Here is an 18,445-nt window from a genome sequence, read left to right as displayed (position 1 = left end):
GGCGCGTCAGCCATGAGCGCCGAAATCGTCAATCTCCGCCAGTTCCGCAAAGCCAGGGAACGGCTCGAAAAGGAAAAGGAGGCGGAACAGAACCGCCTCACCTTCGGCCGTACCAAGGTCGAAAAATCCCTGACCAAGGCACGCAACGACAAGGCTGAGAAGGAGCTCGACCAGAGCCGCCTGGAAAAGCCCGGAAAGGACGACTAAGTTTCCCTCCGGTGCATATTAACGGTCCGCTAACCACGCTTTAGCCGATCGGCTTGACGCCGGAAGTACCACAGTCTGAATAAGCGAGCTTGTTCCGAAGGTCCGGAGAGTCTCGTGATCCGCAAACATTCCGCGACCCTTCACGGTCATCGCACCAGTTTTTCCCTCGAGGACGAGTTCTGGGTGGAGTTGAAGGCAATCGCCGCAAAACGCGATATCAGTCTGGCAACCCTGATCGCCGAGATCGACGATCAAAGAAGTGCCGACAGCAATCTCTCGTCGGCGTTGCGCGTCCATGTCCTGACGTGGCTCAAGTCCTCATAGAACGGAAACGGGCACCGCCAATATCGAGGCGGAATTCTTGCCAAACAAGCGAACCCGACGCAAACGCACAGTCGGCTACAAAGGCCGACCCGAACTCGTCGGAGAAGCTACTGCTGCACCCCTGGCAGGCTTGGCATATTGGACATGCCGGCGGGCGGAAGGCTCGGAAAGTTCTGTCGGATCGCGCCGTCGGTCGGCGGAACGATGAGCTGCGGCGGCTGGCTGATCTGGCGTTGACGCACCTCTTCCGCCGCGCGCGCTGCCGCTTCCACCGCCTGCCGCTGGCGTTCAGCCTCGGCTGCCTGCTGGCGGGCTCGCTCTTCGGCCGCCGCCCTGTCGCGGGCCGCCTGCCGCTCGATCGCCTGAAAGTTATAGAGCGCCACCTCGCGGCGAAGCCGCTGCTTTTCGAGCACGCTCGCCTGGAGCGTCTCGACACGCCGCCGCTGCTGCTCGAAGGCCCGCTGCGACAGGAAATTCGTCATCGCCGCGATATCGATCCGTTTGGTGGGCGCTGCGAGATCCCCCGAATATTCGAGCCGGATGGTGGGATCGCCGCCGGCCAGCGCTTCCTCGCCGGCATCGTAGGTGACCGCCAGATTTGCGTTCACACTGTCATCCAGAAGGTCGAATCGCCCCTCGCCCGACAGTTTCGCCGCGCCGACGGCGGCCGTGATATTTTGCGCCCGCGCTTCGCCTGCCGTGATTGTCACGGGAATGGTCACGTTGCCGATCGCTGAATTTCCCTGATGCAGCAGGCCGGCCACGATCGGCCGGACCCGCGCCTCCGTCACCTCGCCCCCGAGCTTGTCGACCCCGGCCATCAAGGGCTTCATCGCATCGGGATTGATGCCGGCGACGGTCAGGCCCTTCAACCGCAATTCGGCCGAGCCGCTGGTTGCACCGAGGAGTTCGGCCAAGGTCTTGCCGGTCGATTCGGCGGACATGTTGAAATCCAGCTTGCCGCTGGCGACCGGCTTGCCGCCAGCCTTCCAGACGAGCGGCGCAAGATCGGCGTTTTCAGCCGAGAGCCGGGCCTGCAGAAGTCCGGTCCCGTCACCGTTCGACATCAGCAGCCGGCCGGCAAGCCGGCCGCCCTGCCAGTCGCCTGCACCGTTCTCGATGGTGATGCCGCCGCTGCGATGGATGACCTTGGCCGCAAAATTATCGATATTGCCGAACATGCCGGCATCGAACCTTCGCGCCTTGACGTCGAGAGCGACATCCGCGCCGGAAAAGATCGGCCGGGCGAAGGGCCTGGAGGAAAACGCCGCGCTCTGCGGGTCGCTGACTGGCCCGTAGATCGCCTCCCCGAGCCAGGCAAGATCGAGGCTATCGACGCTGATCGAACCAGTGGCCGGCATGCCCGGAGCCTTGCGGTCAATGGCGATGTCGCCGCTGATCGCATTGCCGTCTGCCGCACCTTTCAGCGCCGCAATCTTCACGGCCTGAGGGGTCATGCTGATATCGGCGTCGAGCGTGACCGGCAGGCCCGTCCCGAACTGCGGCAGGCCGATGCCGTTCATCAGCAGATAAGGCTCAAGGTCGGCGCTCCGCAGCGTGACGTGACCGCTTCCCTCGCCAAAGCCCTCGCTGCCGATCCGGATATCGCCGTTAAGGTCCAACGAGGTCTTTTCGGTCGTGAACGTCAGCCTAGTCTGTGCCGCGGCATCCGGACCCTGATGGACGTTGAGCAGGAGTTCGCCCGCGCCATCCCCCTTGAAAGGCAGGGGATCGAGGCCCGCCTGCCCCAGGAGAACCATCGGATCGGTATTGTCGAGCGAGGCGACGAGCGTCATGTCGGTGCCGCTTGTCAGGTCGAAGAGACCGGGCAGCTTCAGGTTGGCGTTGAGCGCGCTGCCGTTCGTCTTGCCTTTGACGACGACCTCAACCCCGTTCAGGCTCCCGCCGACGGTCAGGCTGGCGCCGAGATCCGTATTGGCGAACCAGGTGCCGTTTGCCGCAAGCCGGGCCAGAGCCGGATGTGGAGGCAGCCGATCGCGCAGCATGGTCAGAAAAGCCGTCGGATCGGCGGAACGCAAGGTGACGCTGCCGTTGCCCGAATAGGCAAGCAGCGATCCTTCGATGCGACCTCGCGCCGAAACCGTGGCACCTTCGATATTGCCGATCGTCAGGCGCTCCAGCGACAATGCGCCGCCGGCCAGGGTGAAGGCGGTGTCGACATTGTTGGCGGCTACCCCCAAGGCGGTGAACCGGTCGGCCTTCAGCGTCGCGGCCACCCGATGGTCGAGCACGTCCTGCCCGGCGTCGTCGCCGGTCAACAACGAGGCAAGCGCCCGCATGGCGTCGATATCGATCTCGTTGCCGGCAAGGCTCATCGAAAGATTGGGCACCTGCCCCTGGGTGGACTGGCGTTCGAGACGGCCCTTGAGCGTCGCCGGACCGACCGCCAGTTCGAGGTTGTCGAACCGCTGCAGGTCCGGCGTCAGGTTGACCTTTGCCGAAAAGCCGGCGGAGCGGAGCTGGCGCAATTCAGGCGCCACCCGGCCCGAAAGCCAGTCGGAAAGTCCGGATGGTTGGCTGGAGGCGACCAGCATGTCCCCGACGAAGGACGTCCGGTCGCGCAGCACGAGGCTGCCCTTGGCCTCCAGCTGCGTGCGGCCCGGCAGGGTGGCCACCACGTTGTCTACCGTCCAGCCGCGCCCGGCAGGCCGGATGTCGAGCCTGATATCGCGTATGGTCGTGTCGTTGGCGACGATCGCCGGCAGCCGGAGGCTCGCGCGGCCAGGCACCTGCGGAATCGGGATCGATGCTGCGAGCCGGATGAAATTGTTGATGCGGCGCTGTGCAGATGCGGCGGCATCGCGGCCGGTCTTGGCCCGTGCCCCCTCGCCCAGCCGGTTGACATCGATCTGCTGGCCGTCGGCGGTCAGCAGGAATTCAGGCTTCCCGCCGGTATCGAGCGTCGCCTCGCCGGTCACCACGTAAGGGTTGTCGGTCGCCCCGACTTCCAGCCGGTATTGGGGCACGCGAATACGTTCGTTGGTAACCTCGAAACCGCCCTTGAGGCGCGGCCCGGGCGGCGGCGGCGTCACCGGCTCGGTCTCGTCTTCCTCCTCGAGGAAGTCGAGGGTGAAGTTGCCGTTGTAGGCAGGCTTGTTGTCGGCAACGGTGAGCTCGCCGTCGAGATTGACCTCGACGGGCTGCGCATCGGGCCAGAGCCTGAGGCGCAACGGCATACGCTTGCCCTCGGCATCCGCGGTGCCGCTCGCCAGGTTGAACCGCGTCTCATAACCGTCGAGCGTCGCATTGCCTTCACCGCGCCACGGACCGCGCAGCGAACCTGCCGAAAAATCGCCCGCGAGGCCGGTAATCTGCCGCGACCGGCCGGACTGTTCATCGATCAGGCTGATCTCGCCGCCGGTGATATGCACGTCCTCGATGACCACGGTGCGGGCCGGGATCGAAGCACGGCTGCCGCGCATCCAGTCGAGCGAGCCATCCTTCAATAACCGGACCCGAGCCTTCGGCTCCTCGATGCGCATGTCGAAAATGCGCGCCTCGCCCGAGAGGAAGGGCGCAAGCTCCATGTCCATCGAAAACCGGGCTACCTGCACCAGCGGCTCGCCATCCGTATCGGCCCCCACCCGTACGTCATGCAGGGTGACTGAGGGAAACGGCAGTATACGCGCATCGACGTTGCCGTGGACGGTGACCTTCTTGCCGAGGATGCGGCTCGCCTGTTCCTCGAAGCCGACGCGCAGGCTCGACCAGTCGACGAAGAAAGGCGCGAGCAGTGCTGTGAACAGCGCCACCACCACCAATCCGCCGAATGCCAACAGGATGCGTCCGAGCACGGTATCCGTCTCCCTGATCTTGCCTAAGAGACTAGTTCCATCGGGTTCACAGGCAAGTCAAGCTTGCGGGAGCATCTCATTCGGCAATCCTGAAGATCTTGCCCGGATTGAAGATATTATCCGGATCGAGGCCCTGTTTGATGGTCCGCATCAGGTCGACGGCGCCGCCCAGTTCCTCCTCAAGGAACGACATCTTGCCCTGGCCGATGCCATGCTCGCCGGTACAGGTTCCGTCCATGGACAGCGCCCGGTGATTGAGGCGGGCGATGAACGCCTCGACCTTGTCGACCGAGGCCGGGTCCTTGCCGTCGAACAGCACCAGGACGTGGAAATTGCCGTCGCCCGCATGGCCGACGATCGGGGCGAGCAACCCCCGCTCGGCGATATCGTCTTGCGTCTCGGCGACACATTCGGCAAGACGCGAGATCGGCACGCAGACGTCGGTCGACAGCCCGTCGAGTTCCGGCGCCAGCGCCCGGCTCGCCCAATAGGCATTGTGCCGGGCGTGCCACAGCTTTGCCCGCTCCTCGGCATTGGCCGTCCAGAGAAATTCGTCGCCGCCACAGTCCGCGGCGATCTCGGCGAACTGCGCCGACTGCAGCGCCACCGTCTCCTCGGTGCCGTGGAATTCCAGGAAGAGCGTCGGTTTTTCCGGATAGGAGAGTTTCGAATAGGCGTTGCAGGCGCGCATCTGCACGTCGTCCAGCAGTTCGATGCGGGCGACCGGTATGCCCATCTGGATGGTCATGATGACGGCGTCGCAGGCCGCCTTGACGCTCGGAAAGGCGCACACGCCGCCGCCGATCTTCTCCGGAATACCCTGCAGCCTCAGCGTCACCGAAGTGATGACGCCGAGCGTGCCTTCCGAACCGACGAAGAGACGGGTCAGGTCGTAGCCGGCCGAGGACTTCCGGGCCCGCTGCGCGGTGCGGATTTCCTCGCCGTCGGCGGTGACGACCGTGAGCGACAGGACATTGTCCTTCATCGTGCCGTAGCGCACCGCATTGGTGCCGGATGCGCGCGTGGCGGTCATGCCGCCGATCGAGGCATTGGCACCGGGATCGATCGGGAAGAACAGGCCGGTGTCGCGAAGCTCGCGGTTCAGTTCCTCGCGGGTGATGCCGGGCTCCACGGTCACGTCGAGATCGGCCGGGCTGACGCGAAGCACCTTGTTCATGCGGCTGAAATCGATCGAGATTCCGCCGGACGGCGCATTCACCTGGCCTTCAAGCGAGGAGCCGACGCCAAAGGGCACAACCGGCACGCGGTGCTCGGCGCAGGCCTTGACCACGGCTTTGACGTCATCGGCACTTTCCACGAAGACGACGCCATCCGGCAATTGCGCCGGCAGATAGGTCGTCGTGTGCGCATGCTGCTCGCGAAACGACTGGCCGGTCTGAAAACGTTCGCCGAAGGACTGCTTGAGGATGCCGAGGACCGTCGAGATGCCCTCCTCGTTGCGAAGGCCCGCCTTCACGTCCTTGACCGCCATGATCACTCTCCTCGTGTCTTTTCAAGGGATTGGTTAGGCGACGGGTGAGGCTTTGTCCAGACGGAACAACGGTGGATCGACCGGGCGGAGTCGGACCTTGGCGATTTCGATTTTCGGTGTCGGACGGGCGCTGAAAGCTGCCTCGTAAGATAGGTAACAGGTGACACCTCTCAGCCCCCGTTCGGCGGTTTATGCCCGCGACTGCGGTCCCTCTGCGATGACGGGGGTTGTGAGAACGGTTGCGTGCCCCTCCGGAGAGGGCGTCATGCACGCTCTCAGACCATGATACCGCAGCCATGACCGCCGCCCGGCATCGTCTTCCACCTGCGCCACACAATCCGGGTTTTGAAAAACCCTCGGACGCCGCCCGGCGCGGCCCCGATCACCCTGTGTGCCTCACAGGCACGCCCGGCGCTCCATGATGGAAAACGAAACGAGAAGTCGGTCCGACAGCTTCTCACCCGTCCCACGCCGCCGGAGGGAGACCATTTTCCGCGAACCCCGAAGGGAAGGACTTACGTCGTTTCCTGCCCACCCGGCGCCGGTCCCGCCTCGCCGGCACGCCTGCCGGTGTATCCGTGACGAAACGGGAGGATTGTAGGCACGGGTTGGGAAGGCGGGGGTGAGAGGGATGAAAAATTAAACTAAGTCGTTGAGCCCACAGGCGGGTAAAGCTTGGGACATCCCCGCGACAGTGCTTCCCGACGAACCCGAAATGAGGATGCCGGACGAGAAACCTGAGGCCGGAACCTAGCCCGCTATGGCCACGCTCAGCCTCTGCTGTACCTGATCGACATTGCCACGGACATAGACAGCCGTGGGCTTGCCGCCGGTGCTGGCGAGCGCAAGCGCGACGATCGTGACTTCCTCTTCGAAAGTCGTGACGTAAAGCACCTGTGCAGGATTGATGTATACGGGCTGGTTATGGGTATTCTTGAAGCCGATCAGCGCCATACGTCTCTCCTTCTGCTGCGTGGCAACATTGCCATGCCATGCACAAGGTTGCCGCAAGTTTAACAGGCGCCGATCGCGAACGTCATGGACACAAGAACCCTCGAAAGCGACCACCACAAGGAGATATCTGTGGCGAGCCTCCCGCGTCGGTAAGTCCTTCAGCTCCACCCCGGCATGGCTTCCACGAGCCGGACGCGAATCGCCGAAGTAGTCGTTGACCGAGGTGGAAGCAGGAGTCCCCTGATTCCGGCACCACGGGCAGATCTTTTTTCCTCGGCGCAAAATAGTTCACCTGCAAGTCACCGATCGATGCTCTAGATCAGGTCCTGCCCTTTTCAAGTTTCAGGAGATCAACGATGGCGACAATTGCAATCATCGGCGCGGGTGCGATGGGGAGCGGGATCGGCCGGCAGTTGGCGGACGGCGGCGCCAAGGTGCTGACCTATCTGGACGGCCGCTCGCCCGAGAGCCACGACCGGGCCAGAGCCGCAGGAATGGAGCCCGCCCCGCTCGAAGACATCGTCGGGGCGGAGATCGTTCTGTCGATCGTCCCGCCCGCCGAAGCGATCGGCGTCGCCGAGCTTCTATCCGCGGCCATCACAGAGCGCCGGACCCCGATGACATTCATCGATTGCAACGCGATCTCGCCCGACACGATGCGCCAGGTTGCAGCGGCTTTCAGGCCCGGCCAGGCGAACGTGCTGGACGGCTCTATCATCGGCCTGCCGCCGCAGCCGGGAAAAGCCGGGCCAAAACTTTATATCAGTGGTGATGGGGCGGACAGAAGCGCCGTTCTCGCCCCGCACGGGCTTCACGTCCGCCGCATCGAAGGCGCGGTCGGGGCGGCCTCGGCGCTGAAGATGTGTTATGCCGGCATCAACAAGGGCGTCACCGGCCTTGGCACCGCCATGCTTCTCGCCGCGATCGGATCGGGTGCCGACCAGAGCCTCAGGCGGGAGATGGCCGAAAGCAACCCCGACCTCGACCGGAAACTCTCAAGCGCCATTCCAGACATGTATGCGAAAGCCTATCGCTGGGTAGCGGAAATGGAAGAGATCGCCGCATTCCTTGGCGAAGACGATCCGGCCTCGCTGATCTTCAAGGGAATGGCCGGATTGTTTCAGAAGATGGCCGATGATCGGGCGAGTGGCGGCGAGCTTTCTGGCCAGTTGAACGGGCTGCTCGGCCGGTAGTGCAGACAGGCCCTTTCCGCACTCCCCGGGATCGGCTCCGGTGCAAAGGGAAGCGACGGCTTGCGCCGGCGCTTGCGAACAGGCTCATTCGGCGGCGAGCAACTGTTCCTCTTTTTCCTTCTCGTTGTCCTGCTTCTCTTGCCTGCGGCGCGTGGCATGCGCCAGTTCCTGATGGAACCGCGCTTCCTCGTGCATATGCGGCCTGGCGAAACCGGCGATCAGAAGATAGGCGACCGGGGTGATGAACAGCGTCACGATGACCGCAAAGCCGAGCCCGCCGACGATGACCCAGCCGAGCGCGATACGGGCTTCCGCACCGGCGCCCTGGGCAAGCAGCAGCGGCACGCCGCCGATGACGGTGGCGATCATCGTCATCATCACCGGCCGCAGACGAAGCGCACAAGCGGTTTCGATCGCCTCGCGTACGCTCGCCCCGCGGTCCCGGAGCTGATTGGCGAATTCGACGATCAGGATGCCGTTCTTGGCCATGACGCCGACGAGCAGCACGAGGCCGATCTGGCTGTAGACGTTGAGGCTCGATCCGGTCAGCACCAGCGCGATGGCGGCGCAGGCAAGACCAAGCGGCACGGTCGACATGATGATGATCGACGACAGCACGCTTTCGAACTGCGCCGCCAGAACCAGGAAGATGATCGCGATCGCAAAACCGAAGGTCATCAGCATGGCGTTGGAATTTTCGCCGAGCGTCTTGGCCTCCGCCATCGGCACCAGCCGGACGCCCGCCGGCAGCAACGGCTGGGCGATCGCGGAGACTTCCCTGACCGCATCTCCGAGCGCCACGCCGTCGCGCAGGTTCGACGAGATCGAGACAGATGCGAGCTGTTCCTCGCGGTTGAGCTGCGGCGCCACCGCGCCTTCCTTCAAGGTAGCGATCGTCGACATCGGCACGATCTTGCCGTCACCGGTCTTGAGGAAGATGTTTTCGAGATCGGTCGGGTCGTCGATCGGACGGGTGGTCGAGGTGAGCTTGACGGGCAGCGCATCGCCATTGACGAAGACGTCGACGACCGAGCGGCCCTCGAGCAGCGACTGCATAGCGGTCGACAGGCCGGTAATGTCGATGCCGAGGTCGGAGGCCCGCTCGCGGTCGATTGCGACAGAAAGCTGCGCCTGGGTCGGCTCGTTGGTGAGACGCGGCGTATCGAAGAACCGGGCTCCCTGGCTTTCCATATGCGACACGAGCTTCTGGGCCGTCGAGGTCAGAACGTCGTAGTCGTTGCCGACCAGGGCCATCTGCAGGCCGTTGCCGGCGCCGCGGATCTTCAGGCTGTTGGCCTGCATGGTGAAGCCGCGCAGGGCCGGAACCCTCAGCGCTGCCGCATTGACGTCGGCGGCGATCTGGTCTTGGCTGCGGGTGCGCTCGTCCCAGGGCGCCAGCGTCAGAACCATGAAGCCGCTGTTGGTGTTGGCTCCGAAACCCGAGATCGAGAAGACATTGGTGATCTCGCCGGAATCGCGCAGCGGCTTCAGGTTCTCTTCGAGACGCTGCATCTGGTCGCGGGTGTAATCGAGGCTGACGCCCTGCGGGCTCGTGACGCGAAGCATGATCGTGGCGCGGTCTTCGCGCGGCGTCAGCTCGCTCTTGACCAGTCCAAAGACATTGTAGGCGGCAACCGAGAAGACCACAGACACGACGATGACGACCAGCGGCGCATTGAGGCAGAACCGCAGCGCCGACGCATAGACCTTGGCGAACCCGTTGCCGAAGGCGCCGAGCAGGCCGTGGTCTTCCTTCATCGGCTTGGTCAGCATGCGCGACGCGAGCATCGGGCAGAGCGTCAGGGCGGTGACCGACGACAGGGCCACCGAGAAGGCGAGCACGAAGCCGAATTCCTTGAACAGGCCGCCGATCTGGCCGGGCAGGAAGGACAGTGGAATGAAGACGGCCGCGAGCGTCGCGGTGGTCGCGATGACGGCGAAGAACACTTCCTGGGTGCCGAGCACGGCGGCGGCGCGCGGACCCATGCCTTCCGCTCGGCGCCGGACGATGTTTTCGAGCACGACGATCGCGTCGTCGACCACGAGACCGGTCGCGAGCACGATGGCGAGCAGCGTCAGGATGTTGATCGAGAAACCGACGAGGTAGATCGCCACCAGCGTGCCGATCAGCGCCACCGGCATGGTGATCGCCGGGATCAGCGTGGCGCGCCAGTCGCGTAGGAAGAGGTAGATGACCACGACGACGACCGCGGCCGACAGCATCAGCGCGGTCTCGACCTCGTGCAGCGCGCCCTGGATGAAGATCGCGTCGTCGCCGGTGACGGCGATGCGGGTGCCTTCCGGCAGGGTCTTCTGCATCTCGGCGACGGCGGCCTTGACGCCTTCCGAAATGTTGAGCGTGTTCGACTGCGCCTGGCGGATGATGCCGAGGCCGACGCCCTGCACGCCGTTGGCGCGCAGCACGGTCGTGCCGTCATCCGGACCGAGTGCCACGGTCGCCACATCGCGGACGCGGACATTCGGACCGATCAGGACGTTTTCGAAATCCTGCGGCGTGGTGAGGTTGGCGGTGGCGCGAACGACGATATCCTGGGTGGTGCTCTTCAGCGAGCCGGCCGGAACGTCGAGCGCCGCGCTCGACAGCGCCTTGGAGACGTCGGCGACGGTCAGGCCGCGGCCAGCCAGGGCGGCCTGGTTGACGTCGACGCGAAACACCTTGTCCTGATCGCCGTAAAGTTCCACGTCTGCGACACCTTCGACGGCGGCGAGCCGGTCGACGACCTCGTTGTTGACCAGCTGGGTGAGGTCTTCCATCGACAGTTTCGACGAGGTGACCGCAAGCCGCATGATGGCGTCGGAATCGGCGTCCGCCTTGACGATGCGCGGTTCGTCGGCATCGTCCGGCAGCTGGTTGACGACACGGCCGACCGCATCGCGCACGTCGTTTGCGGCCTCCGACAGGTCGACGCTGTCGGAAAATTCCATCGTCACGCGGCTGGAGCCGAACTGTGACTGCGAGGACAGCGCCTTGAGGCCTGAGACACGGGCCACAGCCCCTTCGATGACCTGGGTGACTTCCTGGTCCATCGTCTGCGGCGAGGCACCGTCGTAATTGGTCCGCACCGTGATGACCGGCTGGTCGACGTCGGGAAGTTCGCGCACTTCGACGCCGGCGAGCGCCGCAAGGCCCGCGACGACCATCAGCGTGTTCAGAACTGCGGCAAGGATCGGCCGGCGGACAAAGAGGGCGGTAAAGCTCTGCGCGGATTTCTCCGCCTCCGCCTTGCCCTCGTCGTCATGGCCAACGCCTGGCTGTTCGGTCTTCATTGGCGCGCCACCTCAGCCGTTTCCGGCGCCCCGAAAATCCGGACCGCTGCCCCCTCCCTCACACGCTGCAAACCTTCGGTCACGATCCTGTCGCCCTCCTTGAGCTCGGCGCCCACGAGGACCGCATCGGGATTGCGCTGAACGACGCGCACCCGGGTCTTGACCGACTTGTTCTCCCTGACCTGCCAGACATACGAACCTTCGCCGTCCCACTGGATAGCCAGCGGATCGACCGCCGGATATCTTTCGCCGGCAAAACGCATGCCGACGTTGAAGGCCATGCCGGCGCGCAGCACGTCGCCCGGATTTTCCACCCGGGCGCGGATCCGCATCGTGCGGCTGGCGGGATCGATGCGGTTGTCGATTGCTTCGACCTTGCCGGAGAAGACCTGGCCCGGACGAGCGATCGAACTCGCCTCGACCGCCTGGCCCGGTTCGATGGCGACGGCAAAACGCTCCGGCGCCCAGAAATCGACGAGGATCGCCGAGCGGTCGTCGAGCGTCACGATATTGGTCTGGGTGGTGACGTTGTCGCCGATATTGACCGCGACGATGCCGGCAATGCCGTCGATGGGCGCGACGATATCGCGGCGCCGGAGATTGAGTTCGGCGGTGGAGAGCGCAAGCTTTGCGGCCTGTTCGGCGATCTGCGCATCGAAAACGTCGAGGCGCGAGAACGACTGCAGGTTCTTGTATGAAGCGGATTTTTCCTGGGCGCTGGCCAGCGCCACCCGCGCCTTGTCGCGCTCGATCGTCTGCTCTTCGTCGTCGAGGCGGGCGAGAACCTGGCCCTTGGTGACCTTCTGGCCCGACGTCACCATGATCTCGTGGATGGTACCGGAAGCCTGCGGCATGACGACGACCGACTGGATCGCCTCGCCGCTGCCGATCGCCGACAGGCGGTCGTTGACGGTGCCGGTCGCGACCGGCTGGGCGACGACGAGCGTGGCGCGATTGCCGCCGCCCTGTCCGCCGCCTTGGCCGCCTGCCCCGCGCTGGCCGTTCTGGGCTGCTCCCTGTGCCCCGCCCTCGCCCTGCGGACGCGCCGCAGCATTGCCGGCCGCACCACCCGCTGGAGCGGGTGCTGGCTGGGCTGCGGTTTTCGGAATGACGGCGGCGATCACTTCACCGGGAACGCCCATCTTCGTGAGGGTTCCGCCGGCGCTCGGCACCAGATAGACCCACAGGCCGAGCGCTCCGGCCAGGACTACGATACAGAGCAGAAGCTGTTTCCAAATCCGCATTCAATTCTCCGATGGCGGCACCAAGAGGCCATATTGCCCGGGAGTATCCTTTTTTGCGGGTGCTCACGCAATGGGTGTTCGGCAACCTTACAAAAATGTAACCTCACGAAATTTCACGCATATGTTAGATCGGAGGCATACATATACTCCTAAAATCGCCGCTTTCGCAGTGGGCAACCGGCAGCCTCTTCACAATTTGGCCTTGCCTTGTGTGAACAGTCGGAATGAAAGCAGAACATTTTCTGGTCTTTCAGGTCCGAATCACTACATTGGCCGCATGACGAACAGTTTCGACGACATTCCGTTCTTCGACGAAGAACCGCAGCACCCGCAGGCGCCGCGCAAAGCCACGTCGCCAGCCCCGCCGCAGGCTGCGGGCAATGGCGGCCTCGGCATCGCCGCGCGCGCCATGGCGGCCCGCGACCAGCACCGGGCGCCCGACTATCTCGCTGGCCTCAACCCGGAACAGCGCGAAGCGGTCGAGACGCTCGACGGCCCGGTTCTCGTGCTCGCGGGCGCGGGCACGGGCAAGACGCGCGTGCTGACAACCCGCATCGCCCACATCCTCGCAGCCGGCCGGGCCTACCCTTCGCAGATCCTTGCCGTCACGTTCACCAACAAGGCGGCGCGCGAGATGAAGGAACGCGTCGGCGTTCTGGTCGGCGGCGCGGTCGAGGGCATGCCCTGGCTCGGCACCTTCCACTCGATCGGCGTGAAACTGCTGCGCCGCCATGCGGAACTGGCGGGCCTTCGCTCCGACTTCACCATTCTCGACACCGACGACGTGGTGCGGCTGATCAAGCAGCTCATCCAGGCCGAGGGGCTGGACGACAAGCGCTGGCCGGCAAAGCAGTTCGCCGGCATGATCGACACCTGGAAGAACAAGGGCCTGTTGCCCGCAGACATCCCGGAGGGTGATGCCCGAGCGTTTGCCAACGGCAAGGGCCGAGAACTCTATGCCGCCTACCAGGCGCGGCTCAGAACCCTGAACGCGTGCGATTTCGGCGACCTTCTGCTGCACCCGATCGCCATCCTCCGCAAGAACCCGGATCTGCTCAAGGAGTATCACGGCAAGTTCCGCTACATCCTTGTCGACGAGTACCAGGACACCAATACGGCGCAATACATGTGGCTGCGGCTGCTCGCCCAGCGGCCGAAGGATGTGCCTCAGAACGTCTGCTGCGTTGGTGACGACGACCAGTCGATCTACGGCTGGCGCGGCGCGGAAGTCGACAACATCCTGCGCTTCGAGAAGGATTTTCCGGGCGCGAAAGTCATCAAGCTGGAGCGCAACTACCGCTCCACCGAACACATCCTCGGCGCCGCCGGCCACCTGATCGCCCATAACGAGGGCCGGCTCGGCAAGACGCTGTTCACCGACCGCTCCGACCCGGACGACGAGAAGGTGGTGGTGCATGCCGCCTGGGATTCGGAAGAGGAAGCCCGCGCCGTCGGCGAGGAGATCGAGAACCTCCAGCGCGGCAAGCACGCGCTCAACGACATGGCGATCCTGGTGCGCGCCTCCTTCCAGATGCGCGAGTTCGAAGACCGGTTCGTGACATTGGGCCTCAACTACCGCGTCATCGGCGGCCCGCGCTTCTACGAGCGGCTCGAGATTCGCGATGCGATGGCCTATTTCCGCATGGTCTGCCAGCCCTCCGACGACCTCGCCTTCGAGCGGATCATCAACACCCCGAAACGCGGCCTCGGCGACACGACCGTGCGCTACCTGCACGACTATGCCCGCAAGCGCGACATTCCGATGCTGCAGGCGGCGGCCGACCTGATCGAGACCGACGAGCTCAAGCCATCTCCACGCAAGTCTCTGTTCGACGTCGTCACGAACTTCCGGCGCTGGCAGGACTTGCTGGAGAATACGCCACATACCACGCTTGCCGAGCAGATACTCGACGAGAGCGGCTACACCGCGATGTGGCAGAACGACAAAACCGCCGAAGCGCCGGGCCGCTTGGAAAACCTCAAGGAACTGGTGCGCTCGATGGAAGCCTTCGAGAGCATGCGCGGCTTCCTCGAACATGTGTCGCTGGTCATGGATGCCGAGAACAACGAAAACCTCGATGCCGTCTCGATCATGACGCTGCATTCGGCCAAGGGCCTGGAATTCGACACTGTTTTCCTGCCCGGCTGGGAGGAAGGCCTGTTTCCGCACCAGCGGGCGCTCGACGAGGGCGGCCGCTCAGGGCTGGAGGAGGAACGCCGCCTCGCCTATGTCGGCCTGACGCGCGCAAAACACCGCTGCCATATCTGGTTCGTCTCGAACCGCCGCATCCACGGCCTGTGGCAGTCGACCATGCCGTCGCGCTTCCTCGAAGAATTGCCAGCCGCCCATGTGGATGTCGCGGCCTCCGACAGCAATTACGGCGGTTATGGCGGCCGCGGCGGCTACGGCCAGTCACGCTTCGACAAGGCCGACCCCTTCGCCAACAATTATTCCACACCCGGCTGGAAACGCGCCCAGGCCAACAAGACCGACGCCACCCGCGACAACTGGGGCACCCGCTCCGGCCACGCCGTGGAACGCATCGGCTACGGCGAAAGCGGCCCGCGGACACGGACGATCGATGGCGAATTGGTGGCCAAATCGGTAGCGGATACGCCTTCGCAATTCTCGGTCGGGGACAGGGTCTTTCACGTCAAGTTCGGGAACGGCAATATCTCGGCGATCGAGGGGAACAAGCTGACCATCGAATTCGACCGGGCCGGAGAGAAGCGGGTGCTTGAAGGGTTTGTGGAGCGGGTGTGAGTGAGTGCGGTAACTCCACCTCAGTGCACCCGCACCGTCTTTCCAAGTCTTCGATCCAGCCACACCATCACAGTACCGGCGATCAGGTAACCGATCGCTATTCCTATGGCGTTGACCGCGACACGTGCCCAGCCAAGTGCGGCAACGTCGAGAAACGGATAGGCATATCGCCCCTCCGAGAAACCTCGGGCAATCGCGTAGACGAAGTAGAGGAGCGGGAATACCGCCCATTGAAACGGCGCTCGGAGCGCGAGGGTATTCTTCGAGACGAGGAAAAGCCAGAACAGCGGCACCAGCAGCGGATTGAGGCGGTGCAGCAGGAAGTCACCGACAATCCCCGCGCCGCTCAATTCGCGAAGGCCCTGCAGCAGCAAGGCGAACACGATCCCCACCAAGGCAATACTCAATGCCACACCGGCGACATACCATCCATGATCGGCTCGAGGTCCGACCACGGCGATATGCGAGAACAATAGAGCGACGAGGAAGTTGGTGATGATGGTGAAATAGGCGAAGATGATCCATAGTGCCACCGGCAGATTGAACCCGTTCGCCAGTACCGCCCGCAGCTCGATGAACAAGCCGAGCCAGGCCGAGATCGCGATCACAGCCGCCGAAAGTCGCGAAACGGCGGGATGGCTCGTTGCAAACATCAATATCCTCTACGTGACGGATCGAATGGTTCTCAGTCTACACGATCAGGCGTCTTCTGTGACTCTCTGAATATGCTGCCGCAACGTCACCTCGTCCCTGCCTTATCACCTCCACATCCGGCACCGCCACATCCATCGCCGCAGCCTCATTTCAGCAAAGGGTTTCGCCGCAAACTCCGCGGCGGCGCGGACATCGCCTTGTCAGCCTCCCTGTCTCCCGCTACCTGAAGCACCGGAGATTTTTGAATTTTAAGGGGAGGAATTCATGAAGGCGATTGTCACAGCCCCAGGCGGCCTCGATGCCCTGAAACTCGTCGATCTGCCGGATCCGGGAAAGCCCGGACGCGGTGAGATCCGGGTGGCGCTGCATGCGAGTTCGATCAACTTCCATGACCTGAGCGTCGCAAGCGGCAGGACGCCAACCGATGGGCGGGTGCTGATGGCGGATGGCGCCGGCGTGGTCGAGGAGGCCGGTGAAGGGGTGGGCGAGTTCAAGCCGGGCGACCATGTGGTCTCCTGCTTCTTCCCCGACTGGCAGGACGGCCCGCCTTTGCCCGGCGGTTTTTCGCGCACGCCGGGCGACGGCATCGATGGGTTTGCGACCGAATATGCGGTGCGGCCGGCGGCGGCCTTCACGCTGGCTCCAACAGGGTTCAGCCACGTGGAGGCGGCGACGATCACCACGGCCGGCCTCACCGCCTGGCGGGCGCTGGCGGAGCTTGGGCGACTGAAGGCCGGCGAGACGGTGCTGGCGCTCGGCACGGGCGGCGTGTCGATCTATGCGCTGCAGATCGCGAGAGCCATGGGCGCACGGGTGGCGATCACCTCCTCCTCGGACAACAAACTGGAGCGTGCCCGCAAGCTCGGCGCCGAGTTTACGGTGAACTACAAGGACAATGCCGACTGGGGCAAGCAGGTTTTCGACTGGACCGGCGGCCGCGGCGTCGATCATGTGGTGGAGGTCGGCGGTCCGGCAACGCTCGGCCAGTCCATCCAGGCGGTGAAGATGGGCGGCCATATTGCCATGATCGGCGTCCTGACCGGCCCGCGCGGCGAAGTGCCGACGGCGGCGCTGATGGGCAAGCAAGCGGTTCTCTCCGGCATTCTGGTCGGCAGCCGCCGCCAGCAGCAGGATTTCGTGCGGGCGCTCGATACGGGCCTCGTCCGGCCGGTGATCGACAAGGTCTTTCCGCTCGAACAGCTCGCCGACGCCTTCCGCTACGAGATGAGCGGCAGCCATTTCGGCAAGATCGGCATCGAGTGGTGATTGGTCGGGCAGAGGTTTTCCTTGCGGAGAACCCCTGCCCCGGTTACCTCGGGATCAAACCCGGCGATCACGGAGCGCGCCATGTTTCTCACCAACCAGGACGTCATCGAGCTCACCGCATGGCGGCGCAAGCTGCATGCCATGCCGGAAGTGTCCGGCGAGGAGGTGGCGACGGCCGTGGAAGTGCAAGGCTTCCTCGCCGATACCAGGCCGGACCGGATCGTGACCGGCCTCGGCGGCATGGGTGTCGCGGTCGTTTACGACAGCGGTATCGCCGGCCCGACCGTGCTGTTCCGCGCCGAACTGGACGCGCTGCCGATCGAGGAGGTGGGCATGCCGGACCATCGCTCGAAAATTCCCGGCAAGGGACATATGTGCGGGCATGACGGCCACATGACCATGCTGGCCGCGCTCGGCCGTCAGTTCGGTCGCGAAAAGCCGAAGCGCGGCCGCGTCATCCTGCTGTTCCAGCCCGCCGAAGAGACGGGCGCCGGTGCGGCGGCGGTCATCGCCGACGAAAAATTCCGGGACCTGGTGCCGGATTACAGTTTTTCCCTGCACAACATGCCCGGCCTGCCGCTCGGTCGCGTCTGGCTGAAGCAGGGGATTGTCAACTGCGCGTCGCGCGGCCTGCGGATCGTCCTCACCGGGCGCACGGCGCATGCCTCCATGCCGGAAACCGGCATTTCGCCGGTCCCGGCGGTCGCAGCGCTGATGCCGGCGCTGACGGCGCTCAGCGAGGGCTCGATCGCAACCAGCGACATGGTGCTGGCAACGGTCACCCATGCCGCCGTCGGCGAACCGGCCTTCGGGATTGCGCCCGGTCATGCCGAGGTCTGGGTGACATTGCGCACCATGACCGACGGCCAGATGGAGGCGTTGACGACCAGGGCCGAAACCCTCGTCCGCGAGATCGCCGCAACCGGCGGCCTTGAATACGAGATGGATTATCACGACATCTTCGGCCACTGCGAAAACGATGCGCAGGCGACCGAACTGCTGCGGGCAGCGATGATTGCCGAAGGCGTTCCCCACGAGGCGGGAGAAACGATGCGCGGCTCGGAGGATTTCGGACGGTTCGCGACCGTCTCGAAATCGGCGATGTTCTTCCTGGGGGCCGGCGAAAACTTGCCGAACCTGCACAATCCGAACTACGATTTCCCTGACGACCTGATCCCGATCGGCACGAAGATTTTTATGCGGGTGGCGCGGGATATTCTGGGCTGAGGTGCCGTTGGTGACGT

Annotated in this window: 12 protein-coding genes; 6 read left to right on the top strand and 6 right to left on the bottom strand. The window is 64.2% G+C overall.

Going from position 1 to position 18,445, the window contains the following annotated elements:
- Window positions 1-12: 12 nt before the first annotated feature.
- Together J2857_RS07020 and J2857_RS07015 are read left to right on the top strand one after the other, a co-directional pair.
- The gene (locus J2857_RS07020; protein ID WP_210009331.1) at window positions 13-207 is read left to right on the top strand and encodes a DUF4169 family protein; all 195 of its coding nucleotides are present in this window, start codon (window positions 13-15) and stop codon (window positions 205-207) included.
- A gap of 114 nt (window positions 208-321) precedes the next feature.
- Window positions 322-531: a ribbon-helix-helix domain-containing protein gene (locus tag J2857_RS07015; RefSeq protein WP_210009330.1), complete on the top strand. Its 210-nt coding sequence runs from the start codon at window positions 322-324 to the stop codon at window positions 529-531.
- Window positions 532-638: 107 nt separating this feature from the next.
- Here the strand turns inward: J2857_RS07015 and J2857_RS07010 are convergent, their stop codons facing one another.
- From J2857_RS07010 to J2857_RS07000, 3 genes are all read right to left on the bottom strand, one after another.
- A complete protein-coding gene (locus J2857_RS07010) occupies window positions 639-4,346 on the bottom strand; it encodes an AsmA family protein (RefSeq protein WP_210009328.1) in 3,708 nt (1,235 codons plus the stop codon).
- Between the two features lie 76 nt (window positions 4,347-4,422).
- Window positions 4,423-5,838: an FAD-binding oxidoreductase gene (locus tag J2857_RS07005; protein ID WP_210009326.1), complete on the bottom strand. Its 1,416-nt coding sequence runs from the start codon at window positions 5,836-5,838 to the stop codon at window positions 4,423-4,425.
- A 750-nt stretch (window positions 5,839-6,588) separates the two neighbouring features.
- Window positions 6,589-6,792, bottom strand: a complete 204-nt coding sequence (locus tag J2857_RS07000; RefSeq protein ID WP_210009324.1) for a hypothetical protein — start codon at window positions 6,790-6,792, stop codon at window positions 6,589-6,591.
- A 356-nt stretch (window positions 6,793-7,148) separates the two neighbouring features.
- Here J2857_RS07000 and J2857_RS06995 point away from each other — a divergent pair, with 356 nt between their 5' ends.
- On the top strand, window positions 7,149-7,985 hold the full coding sequence (locus J2857_RS06995) for an NAD(P)-dependent oxidoreductase (protein WP_210009322.1): 837 nt from the start codon (window positions 7,149-7,151) through the stop codon (window positions 7,983-7,985).
- Window positions 7,986-8,069: 84 nt separating this feature from the next.
- On the opposite strand, the gene J2857_RS06990 is transcribed toward J2857_RS06995, so the two are convergent.
- Both J2857_RS06990 and J2857_RS06985 read right to left on the bottom strand, forming a co-directional pair.
- A complete protein-coding gene (locus tag J2857_RS06990) occupies window positions 8,070-11,273 on the bottom strand; it encodes an efflux RND transporter permease subunit (protein WP_210009320.1) in 3,204 nt (1,067 codons plus the stop codon).
- Window positions 11,270-12,517 carry an efflux RND transporter periplasmic adaptor subunit gene (locus J2857_RS06985; protein WP_210009318.1) on the bottom strand — a complete coding sequence of 416 codons (1,248 nt, stop codon included), beginning with the start codon at window positions 12,515-12,517 and terminating at the stop codon, window positions 11,270-11,272. Before J2857_RS06985 ends, J2857_RS06990 begins: the two co-directional genes overlap by 4 nt.
- Window positions 12,518-12,794: 277 nt before the next feature.
- Here J2857_RS06985 and J2857_RS06980 point away from each other — a divergent pair, with 277 nt between their 5' ends.
- Window positions 12,795-15,281: an ATP-dependent helicase gene (locus tag J2857_RS06980; protein ID WP_210009316.1), complete on the top strand. Its 2,487-nt coding sequence runs from the start codon at window positions 12,795-12,797 to the stop codon at window positions 15,279-15,281.
- Between the two features lie 20 nt (window positions 15,282-15,301).
- On the opposite strand, the gene J2857_RS06975 is transcribed toward J2857_RS06980, so the two are convergent.
- Window positions 15,302-15,934 (bottom strand): Pr6Pr family membrane protein, encoded by a 633-nt coding sequence (locus J2857_RS06975; RefSeq protein ID WP_210009314.1) that lies wholly within the window; start codon window positions 15,932-15,934, stop codon window positions 15,302-15,304.
- A gap of 265 nt (window positions 15,935-16,199) precedes the next feature.
- Here J2857_RS06975 and J2857_RS06970 point away from each other — a divergent pair, with 265 nt between their 5' ends.
- A complete protein-coding gene (locus J2857_RS06970; RefSeq protein ID WP_210009312.1) occupies window positions 16,200-17,201 on the top strand; it encodes a zinc-dependent alcohol dehydrogenase family protein in 1,002 nt (333 codons plus the stop codon).
- Window positions 17,202-17,282: 81 nt separating this feature from the next.
- Entirely contained in the window at window positions 17,283-18,428 is a 1,146-nt protein-coding gene (locus J2857_RS06965) for an amidohydrolase (protein ID WP_210009310.1), read from the top strand.
- The last annotated feature ends 17 nt before the right edge of the window (window positions 18,429-18,445 follow it).

It is taken from the genome of Neorhizobium galegae (genome assembly GCF_017877055.1).
GTDB classification, from domain to species: Bacteria; Pseudomonadota; Alphaproteobacteria; order Rhizobiales; family Rhizobiaceae; genus Neorhizobium; species Neorhizobium galegae_D.
The sequence above is the reverse complement of the archived record's forward strand: the minus strand, read 5'-3'. Positions and strand labels throughout refer to the sequence as shown.

Coding starts and splice junctions, on each gene's coding strand:
- J2857_RS06995 (WP_210009322.1), top strand. CDS start 7,149: ATGGCGACAATTGCAATCATCGGCGCGGGTGCGATGGGGAGCGGGATC.
- J2857_RS07005 (WP_210009326.1), bottom strand. CDS start 5,838: ATGGCGGTCAAGGACGTGAAGGCGGGCCTTCGCAACGAGGAGGGCATC.
- J2857_RS06970 (WP_210009312.1), top strand. CDS start 16,200: ATGAAGGCGATTGTCACAGCCCCAGGCGGCCTCGATGCCCTGAAACTC.
- J2857_RS06985 (WP_210009318.1), bottom strand. CDS start 12,517: ATGCGGATTTGGAAACAGCTTCTGCTCTGTATCGTAGTCCTGGCCGGA.
- J2857_RS07020 (WP_210009331.1), top strand. CDS start 13: ATGAGCGCCGAAATCGTCAATCTCCGCCAGTTCCGCAAAGCCAGGGAA.
- J2857_RS07000 (WP_210009324.1), bottom strand. CDS start 6,792: ATGGCGCTGATCGGCTTCAAGAATACCCATAACCAGCCCGTATACATC.
- J2857_RS06980 (WP_210009316.1), top strand. CDS start 12,795: ATGACGAACAGTTTCGACGACATTCCGTTCTTCGACGAAGAACCGCAG.
- J2857_RS06975 (WP_210009314.1), bottom strand. CDS start 15,934: ATGTTTGCAACGAGCCATCCCGCCGTTTCGCGACTTTCGGCGGCTGTG.
- J2857_RS06990 (WP_210009320.1), bottom strand. CDS start 11,273: ATGAAGACCGAACAGCCAGGCGTTGGCCATGACGACGAGGGCAAGGCG.
- J2857_RS06965 (WP_210009310.1), top strand. CDS start 17,283: ATGTTTCTCACCAACCAGGACGTCATCGAGCTCACCGCATGGCGGCGC.